The 15,334-nt window shown below is 72.6% G+C and carries 13 protein-coding genes and 1 pseudogene; 6 read left to right on the top strand and 8 right to left on the bottom strand.

Going from position 1 to position 15,334, the window contains the following annotated elements; translation table 11 throughout:
• Positions 1-42: 42 nt before the first annotated feature.
• Positions 43-825 carry an SAM-dependent methyltransferase gene (locus DJ476_RS29920; protein WP_112491951.1) on the top strand — a complete coding sequence of 261 codons (783 nt, stop codon included), beginning with the start codon at positions 43-45 and terminating at the stop codon, positions 823-825.
• Positions 826-932: 107 nt separating this feature from the next.
• Here the strand turns inward: DJ476_RS29920 and DJ476_RS29925 are convergent, their stop codons facing one another.
• The 3 genes from DJ476_RS29925 to DJ476_RS29935 all read right to left on the bottom strand — a co-directional run bounded on the left by DJ476_RS29925 (position 933) and on the right by DJ476_RS29935 (position 4,657).
• On the bottom strand, positions 933-2,480 hold the full coding sequence (locus DJ476_RS29925; protein ID WP_112491952.1) for a PepSY-associated TM helix domain-containing protein: 1,548 nt from the start codon (positions 2,478-2,480) through the stop codon (positions 933-935).
• Between the two features lie 91 nt (positions 2,481-2,571).
• Positions 2,572-3,105 carry a hypothetical protein gene (locus DJ476_RS29930; RefSeq protein WP_112491953.1) on the bottom strand — a complete coding sequence of 178 codons (534 nt, stop codon included), beginning with the start codon at positions 3,103-3,105 and terminating at the stop codon, positions 2,572-2,574.
• A 286-nt stretch (positions 3,106-3,391) separates the two neighbouring features.
• Positions 3,392-4,657, bottom strand: a complete 1,266-nt coding sequence (locus DJ476_RS29935; RefSeq protein WP_112491954.1) for a glycoside hydrolase family 18 protein — start codon at positions 4,655-4,657, stop codon at positions 3,392-3,394.
• A gap of 395 nt (positions 4,658-5,052) precedes the next feature.
• On the opposite strand from DJ476_RS29935, the gene DJ476_RS29940 reads away from it, so the two are divergent.
• Positions 5,053-6,225, top strand: coding sequence for an acyl-CoA dehydrogenase family protein (locus DJ476_RS29940; RefSeq protein ID WP_112491955.1), 1,173 nt, complete (start codon positions 5,053-5,055; stop codon positions 6,223-6,225).
• A gap of 475 nt (positions 6,226-6,700) precedes the next feature.
• On the opposite strand, the gene DJ476_RS29950 is transcribed toward DJ476_RS29940, so the two are convergent.
• A complete protein-coding gene (locus tag DJ476_RS29950) occupies positions 6,701-7,099 on the bottom strand; it encodes a hypothetical protein (protein ID WP_112491956.1) in 399 nt (132 codons plus the stop codon).
• 203 nt (positions 7,100-7,302) lie between these two features.
• On the opposite strand from DJ476_RS29950, the gene DJ476_RS29955 reads away from it, so the two are divergent.
• From DJ476_RS29955 to fxsA, 4 genes and pseudogenes are all read left to right on the top strand, one after another.
• On the top strand, positions 7,303-7,743 hold the full coding sequence (locus DJ476_RS29955; RefSeq protein WP_014044761.1) for an Lrp/AsnC family transcriptional regulator: 441 nt from the start codon (positions 7,303-7,305) through the stop codon (positions 7,741-7,743).
• A gap of 46 nt (positions 7,744-7,789) precedes the next feature.
• Positions 7,790-9,436, top strand: a complete 1,647-nt coding sequence (locus DJ476_RS29960; protein ID WP_112491957.1) for an amidohydrolase — start codon at positions 7,790-7,792, stop codon at positions 9,434-9,436.
• 573 nt (positions 9,437-10,009) lie between these two features.
• Positions 10,010-10,777 (top strand): polyprenol monophosphomannose synthase, encoded by a 768-nt coding sequence (locus DJ476_RS29965; RefSeq protein ID WP_019761449.1) that lies wholly within the window; start codon positions 10,010-10,012, stop codon positions 10,775-10,777.
• Between the two features lie 151 nt (positions 10,778-10,928).
• Positions 10,929-11,539: pseudogene (fxsA, locus tag DJ476_RS29970) on the top strand (FxsA family membrane protein).
• Positions 11,540-11,710: 171 nt separating this feature from the next.
• On the opposite strand, the gene DJ476_RS29975 reads toward fxsA, so the two are convergent.
• The 4 genes from DJ476_RS29975 to yczE all read right to left on the bottom strand — a co-directional run bounded on the left by DJ476_RS29975 (position 11,711) and on the right by yczE (position 15,270).
• Entirely contained in the window at positions 11,711-12,085 is a 375-nt protein-coding gene (locus DJ476_RS29975) for an RNA polymerase-binding protein RbpA (protein WP_003959706.1), read from the bottom strand.
• 266 nt (positions 12,086-12,351) lie between these two features.
• Positions 12,352-13,725: an MFS transporter gene (locus DJ476_RS29980; RefSeq protein WP_112491958.1), complete on the bottom strand. Its 1,374-nt coding sequence runs from the start codon at positions 13,723-13,725 to the stop codon at positions 12,352-12,354.
• 46 nt (positions 13,726-13,771) lie between these two features.
• Positions 13,772-14,536 carry a glycerophosphodiester phosphodiesterase gene (locus DJ476_RS29985; RefSeq protein ID WP_112491959.1) on the bottom strand — a complete coding sequence of 255 codons (765 nt, stop codon included), beginning with the start codon at positions 14,534-14,536 and terminating at the stop codon, positions 13,772-13,774.
• Complete coding sequence (gene yczE, locus DJ476_RS29990) at positions 14,533-15,270, bottom strand: membrane protein YczE (RefSeq protein WP_112491960.1); 738 nt, start codon at positions 15,268-15,270, stop codon at positions 14,533-14,535. The genes DJ476_RS29985 and yczE overlap by 4 nt, the downstream gene beginning before the upstream one ends.
• Positions 15,271-15,334 lie beyond the last annotated feature (64 nt).

Genomic DNA, 15,334 nt, shown 5'->3' on the forward strand with positions numbered 1-15,334 from the left:
GCCGGCACCGGGGAGTTACGGGCGTTGCGCTACGTTGACGGGGTGACCGACATCGAATCGCGCATCGACACGTCCCGGCCGCACACCGCCCGGATATGGAACTACTGGACCGGCGGCAAGGACAACTACCCGGTGGACCGGGAAGCCGGCGACCGGATCGGTGAACTGCACCCCGGCATCGGGGAGTACGCGAAGGCGGACCGGCTCTTCCTGGGGCGTGCCGTGCGGTATCTGGCCCAGGAGCAGGGCATCCGGCAGTTCCTGGACATCGGTACGGGGCTGCCGAGCGCGGACAACACGCACGAGGTCGCCCAGCGCATCGCCCCCGACGCCCGGGTCGTGTACGTGGACAACGACCCGCTCGTCCTCGCGCACGCCCGGGCCCTGCTGGTCGGCACGCCCGAGGGGCGCACCGACTACCTGGACGCCGACCTGCGGGACATCGACACGATCCTGGCCGCCGCGGCGAAGACGCTCGACCTCTCGCAGCCGGTCGCCCTGATGCTGCTCGGCGTCGTCATCTTCATCGAGGACGACGAGGAGTCGTACGCCATCGTCCGTCGGCTCATGGACGCGCTCGCCCCCGGCAGCCACCTCGTCCTCTCCCACACGGTCACCCACCCCGACATGCCGGACGTCGACGAGGCGGTGGCGTTCTGGAACGAGCACGGCACCCCGAAGCTCACCCAGCGCACCCCCGCCGCCGTCGCGCGCTACTTCGACGGCCTGGAGCTGCTGGAGCCCGGGGTGGTCTCCTGCTCCGCGTGGCGGCCGGAGACCCCGAGCGCGGATGTGGCGATGTACGCGGGCGTCGCCCGCAAGTGACGCCCGGCGGATGCGCGGGGGCCGCCCGGCCGGAGTGATCCGGGCCGGGCGGCCCCGTACGGTCCGTCCGTACGGAGCCGTCCTCACGGCCTGCCCGGAGCGGACCCTCAGGCGGTACGCCGTCGGCGCACCGCGCCCACCACCGCGTCGACCACCAGGAACCCGGCCAGGGTCACCCCCAGCACCGGCAGCGCCCAGCCGAGGGCGACGACCGCCGGGACTCCCAGTACCAGGACCGGCAGCGGGAGCCGCCGCCACGCCCCCGGCTCGGGCGGCTTGCCGACGAGGGCCCGGCGGTCGGCGCGGGTGGGGCGTCGCTGCCACCACATGCGGTAGCCCCAGACGGTCACCGCCGTCAGACCGATGGCGACGATCGCCAGCGCGATCTGGTTGACCACCCCGAACAGCACGCCCATGTGCCCCTGCACACCGAGCTTGCTCAGCTTGCTCAGGACCGGGTGGTCGGCCCAGCGGGTCCGCGAGGTGATCTCGCCGCTGGAGGCGTCCACGGCGACCCGGTCGTAGTGCACCGGCCAGACGTTGTCGTTCTGCGCCACGGTCCAGGCGCTCGCCGCGTCCGCCGCGGGCGTGACCACCACCGTGCCGCCGAGTCCCGCGTTCCGGGCCGCCGTGAGGGCCGTGTCGAAGCCGGCCGGGTCGGCGTCGGCCGTCGTTCCGCCGGAACCGCCGTGCCCGGCGTGCTCGGAGTGGTCCTCCACGGGGGCCTCGGCGCCCGGGAGCGCGGTGTCGAGGGCGGGGGCGTTGCCGTTCACCGCGTCCAGCAGCCGCCCGAACCGCTCACCTGCGTGGTTCGACCAGGTCAGCCCGGTGGCGCTGAGGAAGAGCAGCCCCAGGGCCAGCCACACCCCGGTGGCCGCGTGCCAGCTGCGCGTCCGGCGCACTCCGCGTGCCCCGCGCTCGGGCAGCAGCACGCCCCGGGCCGACTTCGGGCGCCGGCCCCGGCTGCGCCGCCCGATCCAGAGGACCAGCCCGCCCGCCACGGCCACCCACAGCCAGCTGGCGGCGACCTCGGAGTACAGGCGGCCCGTCTCGCCCAGGTGGAGGTTGCGGTGGAGGTCGTCGAGCCAGGTGGTGAGCGGCGTCGACCCGAACCAGGTCGTCAGCTCACCCCGTACCTCGGCGGTGTACGGGTCCACGAAGACCGTGCGCTGCTTCTCGCCCAGCTCGGGCACCGCGAGCACCACCCGCGTGGTGTCCTCGGGCCCCGGCGGGGTGACCACCGACGCCGTGGTGCCCTCCGGGTACGCGGCCCGCGCGGCCGCTATCTGCTCGGAGAGCGGCCGGACCGTCTCCCCGACCTGCTCGACCCGGAGCCGGTCGCCGTAGACGAACTGGTCGAGCTGGGGCGTGAGCGTGTACGCCAGCCCGGTCAGGGCCGCCACCAGCAGGAAGGGGGCGACGAGCACGCCCGCGTAGAAGTGCAGCCGCACCAGGAGGTGCCGTACGGCCTCCCAGGAGCGGCCCGGGGGCGGCGTCCCGGGGCCGGGTTTCGCGGAACTGCCCGCGCGGTCGGTGTCCGCGCCGCCGGTGTCTGTTCCACCGGTGTCTGTGCTGCCGGTCTCCGGGCCGGCGGCCTGCGGACCGTCGGTGTCCTGGGGCGTGGTGTCTTCGGGTCTGCGCGATGTCTGAGACATGGGTGCTCCTCGGAGGGCAGGCCGGAGGGGGACTCCGTGCACCTGCCGATGGGAACCGGGTCCTGCCCGGGTGAAGGGAAGCGGGAGGCCGTCAGGCCACGGCTGCCGACGGTGGCCCGCGCCGATGGCGGGACCGGGCGAGGAGCGCCCCGAAGCGCATGCGGACGACCCCCGGCGGCGCCGGGCGCGACCGGGGGAGACAGGGGAGGGAGGAGGGGACCGGCCGGAGGGCGAGGCGGGGGAGGAGCAGGGCGGCAAGGCACCGCAGCACCCGCTCCCCGTGGATCACACAGAGGGCCGTCCCGAGGGTGGCCGCCGCATGGGCCAGGGTCATCCCGGCGTCCATGACATGGCCGTCACCGGTACCCGAGGGCCCGGCCATGTGGTGCTCGTGGCCGTGACCGTGCCCGGACGCCGTCGCGGGGTGGTGGGCCCCGCCCGGCGCCGACAGGAAGTGGAAGGCGTTGTGCAGCGCGAACTGTGTCCCGCCCAGCACCAGCGTCACGACGTCGAAGCGCCGCCGTCGCCCGCCGAAGAGCAGCGCCCCCTGGACCGCCAGGGCGGCGAACAGGAGGCCGAGCACCCCGGCGCCGGGCAGCCGCCCGCCCGCCGCGACATGGCTCACGGCACCGAGAATCAGACACGCGGCACCGCAGAGCAGACTCCTGGCCGCCTGTGTCGGCCAGCTGCCCGGTGCACGCATGGAGACAAAATAGCCAGCCCCGGGCCCGGCCTCACCCGTGGGGTGTCCGTCCTGGTCTCTTCCCATGCGGCAGTAGTCGGCCAGCTGGCCGAAAAAGTTCCCGTACGTTTTCGGCCAGAGGAAGGGCCGGGCGAGCCCTCTCGGGAAACGCCGCAGGGGCGGGGTGCCCGCCCGGCACCCCGCCCCTGCGCCCCCGTACCCGTGCGGGCTAGCTGATCGCCTTGATCAGCTCACCGTTCTGGGTGTCTCCGCTCAGCTCCCAGAAGAACGTGCCTCCCAGGCCCTGGTCGTCCTTGTACGCCATCTTGGTGCCGATGGTCTCCGGGGTGTCGTAGCTCCACCAGTTGGTGCCGCAGTGGGCGTACGCCGTACCGGCCACCGTGCCCGTGGCGGGGCAGGTGTTCTTGAGGACCTTGTAGTCCTCGATGCCCGCCTCGTACGTGCCCGGCGCCGCCCCGGTCGCGCTGCCGCCCGGCTCGGACTGGGTGACCCCGGTCCAGCCCCGGCCGTAGAAGCCGATGCCCAGCAGCAGCTTCTCCGACGGGATGCCGAGCGACTTCAGCTTCGAGATCGCGGCGTCGGAGTTGAAGCCCTCCGTCGGGATGCCCGGGTAGGAGGTCAGCGGGGAGTGCGGGGCGGTCGGTCCCTGGGCCGCGAACGCGCCGAAGAAGTCGTACGTCATCGGCAGGTACCAGTCGAGGTGGGTCGCCGCCCCCGCGTAGTCCACCGCGTCGATCTTGCCGCCGTCGGAACCGTCCGCCGTGATCGCGGAGGTGATCAGGTTGTCGTTCCCGAAGGCCTTGCGCAGCTCGCCCAGCAGCTCGCCGTAAGCGTCCCGGCCGCTGGTGTCACAGGTCAGACCGCAGGCGTTGGGGTACTCCCAGTCGATGTCGATGCCGTCGAAGACATCGGCCCACCGGGGGTCCTCCACCAGGTCGTAGCAGGACTTCGCGAAGGCCGCGGGGTTCTGGGCGGCCTCACCGAACCCGCCCGACCAGCTCCAGCCGCCGAACGACCAGAGGACCCTGATGTCCGGGTGGAGTTCCTTGAGCTTGCGCAGCTGGTTGAAGTTGCCGCGCAGTTCCTGGTCCCAGGTGTCCGCGACCCCGTCGACGGACTCCTCGGCGGTGTACGCCTTCTCGTAGTCGGCGTAGGCGTCACCGATGGTGCACTTGCCGTTCTGCACATTGCCGAACGCGTAGTTGATGTGGGTGAGCTTCTCCGCCGAACCCGACGTCACGATGTTCTTGACGTGGTAATTCCGGTCGTAGACGCCCCAGTTGGTGAAGTAGCCGATCACCTTGTCGCCGGCCGCCGTGGGGGAGGCGGCGGTGGCCGCGGCGGGCCGGTCGGCGGGGGCCGCTCCGGCCGGGGACGTGCCCGCGACGCCGAGCAGGGTGGCGCCGAGCGCCGCCGTACAGGCGGCCGCGGCGAGCGCCCGGAGCCGGGCGCGGGGACGGTGCAGTCTGAGCATCGTGGCTCCTCGTGGGGGAGGGCTGGTGCGTGGGGGGTGCAGGCCGAGCTCCGGGCCGTACGCGCCCGGTTTGGCATGAACGCGGTAAGGCGTTCGTGGGGGGAAACCGTAGGAGGACTAGACCAGTTGGGTCAATGGTTCGGACCAATTCGGTGATCGACGGGGCGGTCCCCATCCCCTCTGACCAGCCCGTCACCCCGTGACGGGAGGCACCCGATCGGGCATACTCGACCCGCCACAGCCGCTGACCCGCGCCCCCCGAGACCCGGGCGGGCAGGATCGGCTGGGCAGTCTGTTTCCTCCCGGTCCCGCACCGGGAAGAGATCACCCGGCGGCGCCTCTCACACCCCGAGCGCGCGACCGTCGCAACGCCCGACAGGGAGGAGAGCGCCGTCATGTCCGACCGTGCCCCGCAGCCGGTGGAACGCCGTCTGCCCACCGAGGAGTCCCGGCAGCTCGTCGCGCTCGTCCGCGACATCGTGTCCAAGGAGATCGCTCCCCGGGCGGCCGAGGAGGAGGAAGCCGGCCGCTTCCCGCGCGAGGTGTTCACCCTCCTCTCCGAATCCGGCCTCCTCGGACTTCCCTACGGCTCCGACCACGGCGGCGGTGACCAGCCCTACGAGGTCTACCTCCAGGTGCTGGAGGAGCTGGCCGCGGCCCGTCTCACCGTCGGCCTCGGCGTCAGCGTCCACTCCCTGGCCTGCCACGCCCTCGCCGGATACGGCACCGACGAGCAGCGGGCCGCGCACCTCACGGAGATGCTCTCCGGCGGTCTGCTGGGCGCCTACTGCCTCTCCGAGCCCGCGTCCGGCTCCGACGCCGCCTCTCTGCGCACCAAGGCCGTGCGCGACGGCGACGACTGGGTCATCACCGGCACCAAGGCGTGGATCACCCACGGCGGTATCGCGGACTTCTACACCGTGCTCGCCCGCACCGGCGTCGAAGGGCCCCGCGGCATCACGGCCTTCCTCGTCCCCGGCGACGCCGAAGGGCTGAACGCCGCGCTCCCCGAGAAGAAGATGGGCATGAAGGGCTCGCCCACGGCCCAGCTCAACTTCGACGGCGTGCGGGTCGGTGACGACCGCTGCATCGGCGAGGAGGGCCAGGGCTTCGCCATCGCCCTCTCCGCGCTCGACTCCGGGCGTCTGGGCATCGCCGCCTGCGCGATCGGGGTCGCCCAGGCGGCCCTGGACGAGGCCGTCGCGTACGCCACCGACCGCCGCCAGTTCGGCCGCCCCATCGCGGACTTCCAGGGGCTGCGCTTCATGCTGGCCGACATGGCCACCCAGATCGAGGCCGGCCGGGCGCTCTACCTGGAGGCGGCCCGGCTGCGCGACGCGGGCGAGCCCTTCTCCCGCCAGGCGGCCATGGCGAAACTCTTCTGCACGGACGCGGCCATGCGCGTGACCACCGACGCCGTCCAGGTGCTCGGCGGCTACGGCTACACGCAGGACTTCCCGGTCGAGCGGCTGATGCGCGAGGCCAAGGTCCTTCAGATCGTCGAAGGCACCAACCAGATCCAGCGCATGGTCATCGCGCGCCACCTCGCGGGTCCGGAGACCCGCTGACCCTCGGCGGCCGGTCCGGCCAGACGGGCAGGGCGGCGGCCTGGGTCCACTCCGGGTCGCGGTGGCCCGGCACGGTCCGGCCGCTGCTCCGCCAATGCCGCAGCAGGGCGCTGTAGATGGGCGGATCGACGGGGGAGGCCATCGGGGAGTTGCTGGTCGAGCGGGGCAGCGGCTGAGACTGCTGAACCGATTCTTCGGAGGCCGGAGGAGCGAGTCGGCGGCGGCCCGAGCCGACGGGCGAAGGCAGCGTGGTCATACGGGGTGAACGCGCCGGGCCGGGCCCGGGTCACTGCCCGCCCGATCCGAGTGCCAGTTCGGCGGGTGCCCGTGGGCGGAGCGCCGGAGCGGAAGATGTGCTCTGCGGGCACCACGCCGGACGGACCGCCGTGGTGCGGGCAGACATCGGGCCACCCCGTGCGCGGCGGAGGGCCCGGGGACGTAGTTACGTCGTCGTGTTACTGCCGCGAGCGGCGGCTCAGGCGGCCTCGCGCCGCATCCGGTCCACGCGCAGCGGGCGGGAGCCGGGGCCCCCGGCGTGGGAGAACGGCTGCATCCGCCAGTCCAGTCCCTGGGGGAGCGTCAGCAGCAGCCCCGCCTCCTGCTCCTGGGGATCCAGCGTCTCGTCGGCGGGCCGGGCGTCCGCCGCCGTACGGCCGGTGCCGGAGCAGACCGTGAGCCCGAACGGGTTCCACGGCGAGGGGCACCGGGCGTGCTCCGGCAGGACGTCCTCGTCGGCCAGCAGCGCGATGGGCTGGGCGCAGTCCGGGCAGACCACCCGGAACATCTCGAACATGTCGTACACATCGGCGCCTTCGTCCTCGTCGGGATCGACGGGCTCCGGTTCGGTACGTCCGGTGAGCTTCGTGCTCTGCATGGGATCTTCCCCCCTCGGGTGGGCCGGCACAGCGCCACGGCCTCGACCACAGCAAGCACTTCCCTCCGCGCGCGGCCGATAACCGCGAGCGGGCCCGCTACCGACCCGTAGGTCTGTGGCGTTCGTCACATGCCGCCCGCAGGTGCCGAACCGTGACCCGCGCGACTGTGCCGATGGGCGTCCGGGGCCATAGGTTGATCCGCATGGAGGAGCTGGACCGTCAGATCGTTGAGTTGCTCGTCAAGGACGGGCGGATGAGCTACACCGACCTGGGCAAGGCCACGGGCCTGTCCACCTCGGCCGTTCATCAGCGCGTCCGCCGACTCGAGCAGCGGGGGGTGATCCGCGGCTATGCCGCGGTCGTCGACCCCGAGGCCGTCGGGCTGCCCCTCACCGCGTTCATCTCGGTGAAGCCGTTCGACCCCAGCGCGCCCGACGACATCGCGGAGCGGCTGGCCGGGGTGCCCGAACTGGAGGCCTGCCACAGCGTCGCCGGGGACGAGAACTACATCCTCAAGGTGCGGGTCGCCACGCCCCTGGAGCTGGAGCACCTGCTCACCCGCATCCGCTCGCTGGCCGGCGTCTCGACCCGTACGACCGTCGTCCTCTCCACCCCGTACGAGGCCCGGCCGCCGCGCATCTGAGGGGGGCGCGGGCGGGGCGCCTCCCGGCAGGCGCGAGACTGGTCCCATGACCGAGAGCACCGCCTTCCAGAGCGCCCCCGACCACCGCACCCTGCTGCTGCGCGGGGGAGACGTCCACAGTCCCGCCGACCCGTTCGCCACCGCGATGGTGGTGGAGCGCGGGCAGGTCGCCTGGGTGGGCTCCGAAGGGGCCGCCGATGCCTTCGCGACCGGCGTCGACGAGGTCGTCGACCTGGAAGGCGCCCTGGTCACCCCGGCGTTCACCGACGCCCATGTGCACACCACCGCGACCGGTCTGGCCCTCACCGGCCTCGACCTCTCCGGCGCCCGTACGCTCCCCGAAGCCCTCGGCCTGGTGCGTGCGTTCGCGAACCGGCACGGCGCCGGGGACGTCCTGCTCGGCCACGGCTGGGACGCCGCGCGGTGGCCCGAGCAGCGCCACCCCTCGCGCGCCGAACTCGACGAGGCGGCCGGCGGCCGGGCCCTCTACCTGCCCCGGATCGACGTGCACTCCGCCGTCGTCACCACCGCCCTGCTGGACCTCGTCCCGGGCGTCACCGGGCTGGCCGGATACCACCCCGACGCCCCCCTGACCGGCGACGCCCACCACGCCGTACGGGCCGCCGCGCACGCCGCCCTCACCCCCGCCCAGCGGACCGCCGCCCAGCGCGCCGCACTCGACCACGCCGCCTCCCTCGGCATCGGCACCCTCCACGAGTGCGGCGGGCCCGAGATCTCCGACGAGGAGGACTTCACCGCGCTCCTCGCCCTCGCCGCCGAGCGGCCCGGCCCCCGGGTCTTCGGCCTCTGGGCCGAGGAGATCGCGGACGAGAAGGGCGCCCGCCGCATCCGGGAGCTGGGCGCGATCGGCGCGGCCGGCGACCTCTTCGTGGACGGCTCCCTCGGCTCGCACACCGCCTGCCTCCACCAGCCGTACGCCGATGGGCAGGGCACCGGCACCGCCCACCTGGACGCCGCCCGGATCGCCGCCCATGTCACCGCCTGCACCGAGGCCGGCCTCCAGGCGGGGTTCCACGCCATCGGGGACGCGGCCGTCACCGCCGTCGTGGCGGGCGTCCGGGCCGCCGCCGAGACGCTGGGCCTGCCCCGGATCCGCTCCGCCCGCCACCGCGTCGAGCACGCCGAGATGCTCACCCCCGAGACCATCGCCGCCTTCGCCGAACTGGGCCTCACCGCCTCCGTCCAGCCCGCCTTCGACGCAGCCTGGGGCGGCCCGGAGGGCATGTACGCCCAGCGCCTGGGCGCGGAGCGGGCGGCCACCCTGAACCCGTACGCGGCCCTCCTGCGCGCCGGGGTCCCGCTCGCCTTCGGCTCCGACAGCCCGGTCACCCCGCTCGACCCCTGGGGCACCGTGCGGGCCGCCGCCCACCACCGCACCCCCGAGCACCGGATCTCCGTCCGGGCCGGGTTCACCGCCCACACCCGGGGCGGCTGGCGGGCCGTCGGCCGCGACGACGCCGGGCTCCTGGTGCCGGGCGCCCCGGCCGACTACGCCGTCTGGCGGACCGCCGAACTCCTGGTCCAGGCCCCCGACGACCGGGTCGCCCGCTGGTCCACCGACCCGCGCTCCGGCACACCCGGTCTGCCGGATCTGACCCCCGGCGCCGAACTGCCGGTCTGCCTGCGGACGGTGGTCTCCGGACAAACGGTCTACGTACGCCCGAACGAGTGACGTCGGCGGATTCCGTACCGCCGATCGATGGCTCGCGCACGCGTGCACGACCTGCGCATCCCCGGCACTGACCAGGTAATTTGGGCAAAAGCCGCAGGTCGCGCGGGTGTTGACAGAACGCGCCCACGGGCCGGTAGGTTCGGCCGGGTCCACCACAGGACGTCCGACCGGTCGAACCTCCACGCAGTCGTCGAACGCCGCTGGGTCATGGGGTGGTGTGCCGCACCGGCGCACCGCCACTGACAGCCAGGTTCAGCGCCCGCGCCTCGGGGGCGAGGGAAGGTTTCGGCCGGACGGAGGGTGCGACCCGGGTGGGGCCCGGACGTTCAGTAGACAACGGCTCTCGGTCGACCCGCAGCCAGCGGGTCCCAGGTCGGCCCGAAGGGCGCCGGGCCCCGATCCGCAGCTCCGTCCGCACATCCGGCCACGCGTGGATCCGTGGTTCCGCCCCGGTTCTGTCCGCAGTTCCGTCCATCTGCCCGGCCTGTGCCACGCGAGACACCACCGCGTAGGGCTCCGGTGGCTGTGCGCTGGATATGGTGTCCCTCTGTGTACGGACTCTAAGGGGCAGTAGTGAACGACGGCGGTCAGAGGCAGTTCGGCCCGCTCGGCAAGGTGCTGGTGATCATCCCGACCTACAACGAGGTCGAGAACATCGGGCCGATCGTCGACCGGGTGCGCACGGCCGTGCCGGATGCCGACATCCTGGTGGCCGACGACAACAGCCCCGACGGCACGGGCAAGGCGGCCGACGAGATCGCCGCCGCCGACGACCAGGTCCACGTCCTGCACCGCAAGGGCAAGGAAGGGCTCGGCGCCGCCTATCTCGCGGGCTTCGCCTGGGGCACCGAGCACGGCTACGGCGTCCTCGTCGAGATGGACGCCGACGGCTCCCACCAGCCCGAGGAGCTGCCCCGGCTGCTCACCGCGCTCAAGGGCGCCGACCTCGTCCTCGGCTCCCGCTGGGTGCCCGGCGGCCGGGTGGTCAACTGGCCCAAGAGCCGCGAGGTCATCTCCCGGGGCGGCAGCCTCTACTCGCGCCTCGCCCTCGGCCTCTCCGTCCGCGACGTCACCGGCGGCTACCGCGCCTTCCGCACCGAGACCCTCAAGGGCCTCGGACTCGACGAGGTCGCCTCGCAGGGGTACTGCTTCCAGGTGGACCTGGCCCGCCGCTCCGTCGAGGCCGGCTACCACGTCGTCGAGGTCCCCATCACCTTCGTGGACCGCGAGGTCGGCGACTCCAAGATGAGCCGGGACATCCTCGTCGAGGCGCTGTGGCGGGTCACCGGCTGGGGCATCAGCTCCCGCGCCAACAAGGTCCTGGGCCGCAAGAAACCCTGACGACCGCCTGACGGTGCGCATACGGACCCGACGACAGCCGTACGGGGCCGGGTCACGGTCACGCGGCTCTGCGTCGCGGTCACGGCTCTGCGGGGCGGTCCATGATCACCCCCTTACGCCGCTTCCACCTCCGTACGGGCACACTGGTTGCATGACGACCGGCACCCCGCCCCCGATCCGTCCCCGGCGCTCACGCGTCCGCAGATTCCTGCCCCTGGCCCTCGCCGCCTGGCTGGTCCTGGAGATCTGGCTCCTGACCGTGGTCGCCTCGGCCACGAACGGGCTCACCGTCCTGCTGCTCCTGGTGGCCGGGGCGGTCCTCGGCACCGTGGTGATCAAGCGCGCCGGCCGCCGCGCCTTCAAGAACCTCACCGAGACCCTCCAGCAGATGCCGGGGCAGCCCGGCGCCACCGAGGCCCCGCAGGTCGCCGGCGGCAAGGGCAGCCGGGGCAACGGGCTGCTGATGCTCGGCGGGCTGCTCCTCCTGATCCCCGGCCTGGTCTCGGACGCGGCCGGTCTGCTCCTGCTGGTGCCCCCGGTCCGCACCCTGATCAGCCGCCGGGCGGAACAGTCCCTGGAGCGCCGGATGCGGGCCGCGTCCCCCGGCAGCTTCTCGGACGCCTTCCAGCAGGCCCGGATCCACCGGCCGGACGGAAAGGTCGTCCAGGGCGAGGTCATCCGCGAGGACGGCACACGGCCCCCTCCGGGCCCTCCGGTCCCGACGACGACCCCCGGGGCCCGCGCCCGCCGCTCACCCCCTGAGACCGCACGCAGCGGCGCCGTACACGTGACAAGAGGTACACGTGACAAGAGCCGCGGGCCGTGACACATGTTCTGTGTCACGGCCCGCGGCTCTGATGCTGTGCTGTTGTCGCGCTCGGTGCGTTCTCCCGCGGAGTGCGGGATCACGCGGCGGTGGTACGCGGTCGAGGGTCAGGCAGACTTCCTGCTGTCCCGCGGGTGCACGGCGATGTTCATGGCGCCGGAGCGCAGGACGGCCAGCCTCTCGGCCAGCACCTCCTCCAGCTCCTCGCGGGTACGCCGCTCCATGAGCATGTCCCAGTGCGTACGCGCAGGCTTGCCCTTCTTCTCCTCGGGGCCATCCCCGTCCACCAGGAGTGCCTGGGCGCCGCACGCCTTGCACTCCCACTCCGGCGGAATCTCCGCCTCCACCGAGAACGGCATCTCGAACCGATGTCCGTTCTGGCATGCGTACTCCACCGCCTGGCGCGGGGCCAGATCGATGCCGCGGTCCGTCTCGTAGCTGGTAACCACAAGTCGCGTGCCGCGAAGAGCTCGCTCACTCATGAATCGTGCCTCCCGGGCTTGTCGCCCACAGGACAAAATGTCGCTGTCGTCGTCATCCGGTCAACGTCCGGTCGGTGGCAAAGATTCCCGTCGCCGGTCATGCGTCGCCCGTTCGTGCCGCTGCTGTATCTGGGTTGAGTACCCACCCTTGCCCGGTTTGTCACCTCTCGTGGGTGTTGTCACCCAACGGTCGAGCCTCTTCCACTCGCAGTAACGGTCCTCCGGGCAGGCCAAAGGCGTACACTACCGGCCTTTGACTTCAACGTCTAAATCCGTCCGGGTACGGGGTTGCCCGCGGCCTCGATCGCCCGCCGCACCGGCACCCTCGCGAGCAGCACCGCGCCGAGAGCGAAGAACACGATCAGCGAGATGATCGCCTCCCGGTAGCTGCCGGTCAGCTGGTACGCCAGACCGAACACCAGGGGCCCCAGCCAGCTCAGACCCCGGTCGCTCATCTCGTACGCCGAGAAGTACTCCGCCTCCTTGCCGCGCGGCACCAGATGGGAGAAGAGCGAACGGGACAGGGCCTGGCTGCCGCCCAGCACCAGTCCGATGGCCGTCGCGAGAACGAAGAAGAAGACGGGCGCGTCGGAGGGCAGCAGATAGGCGGCGACCAGGATCGCGGTCCATACGACGAGCGACCCCAGGATCGTGCGCTTGGCGCCGTACACCCGGGCGAGCCGGCCCATCCCGAGCGCCCCCGCCACCGCCAGGACCTGCACCAGCAGCACGGCGACGATCAGGGTCGACTGGTCGAGCCCCAGCTCCTCGGAGCCGTACAGGGACGCCTGGGAGATCACCGTCTGGATCCCGTCGTTGTAGACGAGATAGGCGAGCAGGAACGAGAGCGTCAGCGGATGGCGCCGCATGTCCTTGAGGGTCGCCATCAGCTGCTTCCAGCCGGAGCCGACCGCCCCCTCCCCGTCCGGTGCCACCCGCCGGTCGCGCAGCCTGCGCAGCGGTACGAGGGTGAACGCGCCCCACCACACACCCGCCGACGCCAGACAGATCCGTACCGCGTCGGACTCCGCCAGCCCGAAGGACTCGTGGCCGGTGTAGAGGATCAGGTTGAGCACGAGCACCAGGGCGCCCGAGGTGTAGCCGAAGGCCCAGCCGCGCGAGGAGACCGCGTCGCGCTCCTCGGGGGTGGCGATCTGCGGCAGATAGGCGTTGTACAGGACCATCGACACCGAGATCGACGCGTTCGCCACGATCAGCAGGAACGCGCCCAGCAGATAGCGGTGGCCGTCCAGGAAGAACATCCCGGCGGTCGCCGCGGCCCCCGTGTACGCGGCCGCTGCCAGCAGGGGCTTCTTCCGTCCCGTACGGTCCGCCGCCGCGCCCACGATCGGCATCAGGATCACGGCCACGACGATGGAGGCCGAGACGGAGTACGCGAAGAGCGAGCCCGCGCGCACGGGGATGCCCAGCGGGTGGACGAAACCGTCGGGGTCGGCCGCCGCCTTGGCGATCGACGTCAGATAGGGACCGAGGAAGACGGTCAGCACGCTGGTGGAGTAGACGGAACAGGCGAAGTCGTAGAAGTACCAGCCGCGCTGTTCCCGCCTGCGGGCGCTCGGCGTCCCGTCGCCCGGCGGCCGGCCGGCCGGTTCGGCTGTTCCTGTGGTGCCGGTGCTCAACCCGCGCCCCCTCGGTTCTCGCGTGCGGACGCGGACGGACCCGGCGTCAGGACCAGGCCCCCCGCTCGCTCAGCACCGTACGCAGCGTCTCGATGTGATCGGTCATGATGCCATCCACCCCGAGGTCCAGGAGGGCCGCCATTCGTTCCGGTTCGTTGACCGTCCAGACGTGCACCTGGAGCCCCAGCGCGTGCGCGGTGCGGACGAAGCGGGCGTCGACCACCGGGATGCCGCCCTGGCGCTCCGGGACCTGCGCGCAGACCGCCCCCGTACGCAGCGCCGCCGGGATGCCCCAGGAGCGCAGCCGCAGCCCCAGGACGCCGCGCACCCCGTACGAGGTGGCCAGGCGCGGGCCCGCCAGGCGGTGGGCGCGGGCGACCCGGGCCTCGGAGAACGAGCCGACGCAGACCCGGTCCCAGGCGTCGGTCCGGCGGATCAGCTCCAGGAGGGGTTCCAGGGCCGGTTCCGCCTTGAGGTCCACGTTCCAGCGGGCCTCGGGGAACTCCTCCAGCAGCTCCTCGAAGAGGGGGAGGGGTTCGGTGCCGCCGACCCTGGCCCGGCGCACCTCGCTCCACGGCAGGGTGGAGATGGCGCCGGTGGCGTCGGTGACCCGGTCCAGCGTGGCGTCGTGGAAGGCGACGAGGCGGCCGTCCGCCGTGGTGTGGACGTCGGTCTCGAAGTAGCGGTAGCCCGCCGCGGCCGCCCGGCGGAAGGCGGCCGCGGTGTTCTCCACGCCGTCCGCCGCCCCGCCGCGGTGGGCGAAGGCGAGGGGTGTCGCGTGGTCGAGATAGGGGTGGCGGCTCGGTTTCACTGCGGCAGTATGGCCTGCCCGGATGGAGGGGTGGCAACAGGGGCGGGTCCGGCGGGCGGCGTGGGGGTGGCCGCCGTCGTGGACGTGGGGAGAGCGGGGTCCGCCGACCCGGTAGTTGGCGTGGTGGGCGCCGGGAGCTGGAAGACCCGCAGGAAGAGCTGGGCCAGCGGGCCGATCGCCAGTGCGTACAGGACCGTACCGGCCCCGAGCGAGCCGCCGAGCAGGAAGCCGGTGACGACGACGGCCACCTCGATCGCCGTACGGACCAGCCGGATCGAGCGGCCCGTGACCCGGTTCAGCCCGGTCATCAGCCCGTCGCGCGGGCCCGGGCCGAAGCGGGCCGCGATGTAGAGGCCGGTCGCCACCCCGTTGAGCACGATCCCCAGGACCATCACCGGTATCCGGGCCCCGAGGCCGTCCACCTCCCCGACCAGGGCGAGTGTCCCGTCCATCGCCAGGCCCACCACGAAGACGTTCGAGACCGTGCCGAGCCCCGGTCGCTGCCGCATCGGGATCCAGAGCAGCAGCACGATCGCGCCCACGATGATCGAGACGACCCCGATCGAGATGCCGGTCAGCTCCGCGAGGCCCTGGTGCAGGACGCCCCACGGCTCCAGACCGAGTTCGGCGCGGACCAGCAGCGCCGAACTCGCCCCGTACAGCGTCAGACCGGCGTACAGCTGGGCCAGCCGCCGGGTCAGGTGAGTGGTGCTCCGGGCGGTGGTCCTGGACACGCGTTGCCCCCTGGTGTGGTGGTAGTGGACTGCTGCGTGTCACTCTGTGGCAGGGGATCGGCCA

Source organism: Streptomyces bacillaris (assembly GCF_003268675.1).
Lineage (GTDB): Bacteria > Actinomycetota > Actinomycetes > Streptomycetales > Streptomycetaceae > Streptomyces > Streptomyces bacillaris.